The sequence below is a fragment of the Streptomyces sp. NPDC028928 genome, assembly GCF_055564915.1.
In genome coordinates, this window is sequence record NZ_JBVHVI010000036.1 from 1 (window position 1) to 4,375 (window position 4,375).

Annotated in this window: 2 protein-coding genes; both read left to right on the forward strand. The window is 71.8% G+C overall.

The window, feature by feature from the left end:
- Window positions 1-2,775 (forward strand): SDR family NAD(P)-dependent oxidoreductase (locus ACZ4U1_RS40115; RefSeq protein ID WP_467909123.1); only part of this gene is annotated, 2,775 nt, incomplete at its 5' end.
- A 93-nt stretch (window positions 2,776-2,868) separates the two neighbouring features.
- A partial coding sequence (locus ACZ4U1_RS40120) for a type I polyketide synthase (RefSeq protein ID WP_467909124.1) occupies window positions 2,869-4,375 on the forward strand: 1,507 nt, incomplete at its 3' end.

The following is a 4,375-nucleotide window of genomic DNA, read 5'->3' on the forward strand; positions in this document are numbered from 1 at the left end:
GCTGTGGACGCTGGGCAGGCCGCTGAGCGGATTGCTGCCTGGGACGGTCGTATCGAGATCGCTGCCCTGAACGGCCCGGCCTCGGTCGTGGTCGCGGGTGAACCGCAGGCTCTGGACGAGCTGATCGCCGCCTGTGAGGCCGACGAGGTCCGTGCCCGCCGTATCCCGGTCGATTACGCCTCTCATACCTCTCACGTGGAGCGGATCGAGGACGACCTCGCCAAGGCGCTGGCCGAGGTTGCGCCGGTGTCCCCTCGGGTCCCGTTCTTCTCCACGGTGGAGGGCGACTGGATCGACACCGAGGCTTTGGATGCCGGGTATTGGTACCGCAACCTGCGTCGCACGGTCCGTTTCGAGGACGCCGTACGCGCTCTCGCCGACCAGGATCACGCGGTGTTCGTGGAGGTGTCGGCGCACCCGGTGCTCGCGATGAGCATCCAGGACACCGCCGAAGAGGCGGCCGTCACGGGCACCCTGCGCCGCGACGACGGCGGCCTGGACCGCTTCCTGACCTCCCTGGGTGAGTTGTGGGTCAACGGCGTCGACGTCGACTGGGCGCAGGCCTTCACCGGCACCGGCGCGCACCACACCGACCTGCCCACCTACGCCTTCCAGCGCAGCCGCTACTGGCTCGACGCGCCCACCGGTGGGCAGGCCACCGCCACCGACCCTGCCGACGCACGCTTCTGGGAGGTCGTGGAGAACGGCGACCTGGAGTCGCTGGCCTCGGTCCTCGGGGTGTCGCCCGACGAGCCGTTGAAGGCGGCGCTGCCGGCACTGACGGCCTGGCGGCAGGGGCAGCGGGACGAGGTCCGGCTGGAGGGCTGGCAGTACCGCGTCGCCTGGAGGCCGGTGCCGGTGAAGGCTGAGGTGCTGTCCGGCACCTGGCTCGTCGCGGTGCCCCTGGCCCTTGCCGAGGACGAGTGGACGTCTGCGCTGGTGCAGGCCCTCGACGCGAGGGGAGCCCAGGTCCGGTTGCTGCCGGTCGAGTCGGGTGCCGATCGGGCCGGGTTGGCCGAGGTGCTGCGCGGTGTGGTGGCTCCGGCCGGCGTGGTGTCGTTGCTGGCGCTGGACGAGTCGGCTGGTCTGGCCGGCACTCTTCAGTTGGTGCAGGCGCTGGGTGATGCCGGGGTCGGGGCGCCGTTGTGGTGTGTGACCCGGGGTGCCGTGGGTGTCGGTGGTGCTGATCGGGTGGTCAGCTCGGTGCAGGCGGGTGTGTGGGGTCTGGGCCGGGTGGCCGCCCTGGAGTACCCGGAGCGCTGGGGTGGGCTGGTCGATCTGCCGGAGTCGGTCGATGGCCGGGTCGGGGACGGTTTGGCGGCGGTGCTGGCGGGTGGCGCCGGTGAGGATCAGGTCGCGGTGCGTTCGGCGGGGGTCTTCGGGCGTCGGCTGGTGCGGGCCGGCGGGTCTGGTGCCGGTGCTGGTGAGTGGCGTCCGAGTGGCACGGTTTTGGTGACCGGTGGTACGGGTGCGCTGGGTGGTCATGTGGCGCGGTGGCTGGCCGGTCGGGGTGTGGAGCATCTGGTGCTGGTCTCCCGTCGGGGAGAGCGGGCGCCGGGGGCTGATGCGCTTCGTGGTGAGCTTGAGGCTGCCGGTGTCGGTGTGACCCTGGCCGCATGTGATGTGGCCGACCGTGCCGCGTTGGCTCAGGTACTGGCAGGGATCCCGGCCGAGCACCCACTCACGGGTGTGGTGCACACGGCGGGTGTGCTGGACGACGGTGTGATCGAGGGGCTGTCGCCGCAGCGGTTGGCCGGTGTGATGGGGGCGAAGGCGGAGGCTGCCTGGCATCTGCATGAGCTGACCCGGGATCTGGGTCTGGATGCGTTCGTGCTGTTCTCGTCGTTGGCGGGGACGGTGGGTGGTGCGGGGCAGGCCAACTATGCGGCGGCGAATGCCTGTCTGGACGGGTTGGCGGCGTTGCGTCGGGCGCAGGGGTTGTCGGCTGTGTCGGTGGCGTGGGGTCGCTGGGCCGGTGACGGTCTGGCCGTGGGTGAGGCCAGGGAGTCGTGGGCTCATCGGGGCGGGGTCGCGCCGATGGAGCCGGGTGATGCGCTGAAGGTGCTGGAGTCGGTGCTCGGGCGGGGTGAGGAGCACGTCGTCGTCGCGGACATCGACTGGGACCGCTTCGCCCCGCGGCTCGCGAGCGCCCGCCCCGCTCAGCTCGTCATGGAGATCCCGGAGGCGCGGCGCGCGCTGGAGACGGCGCCCGCCGACGGTGCCGGCACGGCCGACGACCCCGCCGAGGCCCTGCGCGCCGAGCTGGGCGCGCTCTCCCCGGCGGAGCAGGATCTCCGGCTGCTGGACCTGGTGCGCACACACGTCGCGGCCGTGCTCGGGCACAGCACCGACGAGGCGATCACGGCGGACCGGGCGTTCAAGGACCTCGGCTTCGACTCGCTCACGGCCGTCGAACTCCGCAAGCGCCTGACCGGCGCGACCGGACTGCGGCTGCCGGCGACCATCGTCTTCGACCACCCCACTCCCCAGCTCCTCGCCGACCGCCTGAGGGCGGAGCTGAGCCCCGAAGGGGCCCGGCGCTTCGACAGCGTGGTCGGGGAACTCGACCGGCTCGCGTCGGACATCTCCGCACTCGTCGGAGAGGCCGAGGACGACGCCCGGAACGAGATCTCCCTGCGGCTGAAGGCACTGCTCCAGCTGTGCAGTCCCGCCGAGGAGTCCGAGGCCGAACCCGGCCAGGCGGCCGACAAGCTCGCCTCGGCCTCCGACGACGACGTCTTCGACTTCATCAGCAACGAACTCGGCATCTCCTGACACTCGGCATCTCCTGACCCCCCGCTCCCCATCCCCCTTGGCTCCTTTCTCCGCGCACCGCGTGACGACTTCCCGAACTTGGAGTAGTACGGCGTGACCAACACCAGCGAGGACAAGCTCCGTTACTTCCTGAAGCGAGTGACCGGCGAACTTCACGAAGCACGGCAACGCCTCCAGGAAGTGGAGTCGGGAGAGCGCGAGCCCATCGCGATCGTCGGGATGAGCTGCCGCTTCCCCGGCGGGGTCGACTCGCCCGAACGGCTTTGGCAGTTGCTCGCCTCGGGCGAGGACGCCTTCTCCGAGTTCCCGACGGACCGCGGCTGGGACACCGAGGGCCTGTACGACCCGGAGCTGTCGCGGCCGGGAACGTCGTACGTCCGCGAAGGCGGATTCCTCACCGACGTAGGTGACTTCGACCCCGCCTTCTTCGGGATCTCCCCGCGCGAGGCGACGGCGCTCGACCCGCAGCAGCGGCTGCTGCTGGAGACCTCGTGGGAGGCCATCGAGCGGGCCGGCATCGACCCGACGTCGCTGAAGGGCAGCCGTACCGGTGTCTTCGCCGGCACCAACGGCCAGGACTACGCCGCCCTGCTGCGTCGGGCCCCCAAGCAGTCCGAGGGCTACCTCGCCACCGGCATAGCGGCCAGTGTGGTCTCCGGGCGCCTGTCGTACACCTTCGGCCTCGAGGGCCCGGCGGTGACCGTCGACACGGCCTGCTCGTCCTCGCTGGTGACCCTGCACCTGGCGGTTCAGGCGCTGCGCAACGACGAGTGCTCCCTCGCCCTCGCCGGCGGCGTCACGGTGATGGCCACCCCCGAGACCTTCGTGGAGTTCAGCCGCCAGGGCGCGCTGTCCCGCACCGGACGCTGCCGTCCCTTCGCCGCCGCGGCGGACGGTACGGCGTGGGGCGAGGGCGTCGGCATGCTGCTGCTGGAGCGGCTGTCGGACGCGCGGCGCAACGGCCACCAGGTGCTCGCGGTCGTGCGCGGCTCGGCCGTCAACCAGGACGGCGCCAGCAACGGCCTGACCGCCCCCAACGGGCCCTCCCAGCAGCGCGTCATCCGCGCCGCCCTCGCCAATGCGGGGCTCACCACCGCACAGGTGGACGCCGTGGAGGCCCATGGCACCGGGACGACCCTCGGCGACCCCATCGAGGCGCAGGCCCTCCTCGCAACCTACGGCCAGGGGCGTCCGGCCGACCGCCCGCTGTGGATCGGCTCCCTCAAGGCGAACATCGGCCACACGGCCGCCGCCGCCGGTGTCGCCGGTGTGATCAAGATGGTCGAGGCGATGCGGCACGGTGCCCTGCCGCAGTCCCTCTACGTCGACGAACCCACCCCCCAGGTCGACTGGACCACCGGCGCCGTCCGCGTCCTCACGGAGCAGCGCGCCTGGCCGGAGACGGGAGAACCGCGTCGGGCGGGCATCTCCTCGTTCGGTGTGAGTGGGACGAACGCGCATGTGATCGTGGAGGAGGCTCCCGAGCCGCCGGCTGCGGCCGGTGAGGGTGCGGTTGTGGTGCCGTCGGTGGTGCCGTCGGTGGTGCCGTGGGTGGTGTCCGGGCGCGGGGAAGCGGCGTTGCGGGCGCAGGCGGAGCGGT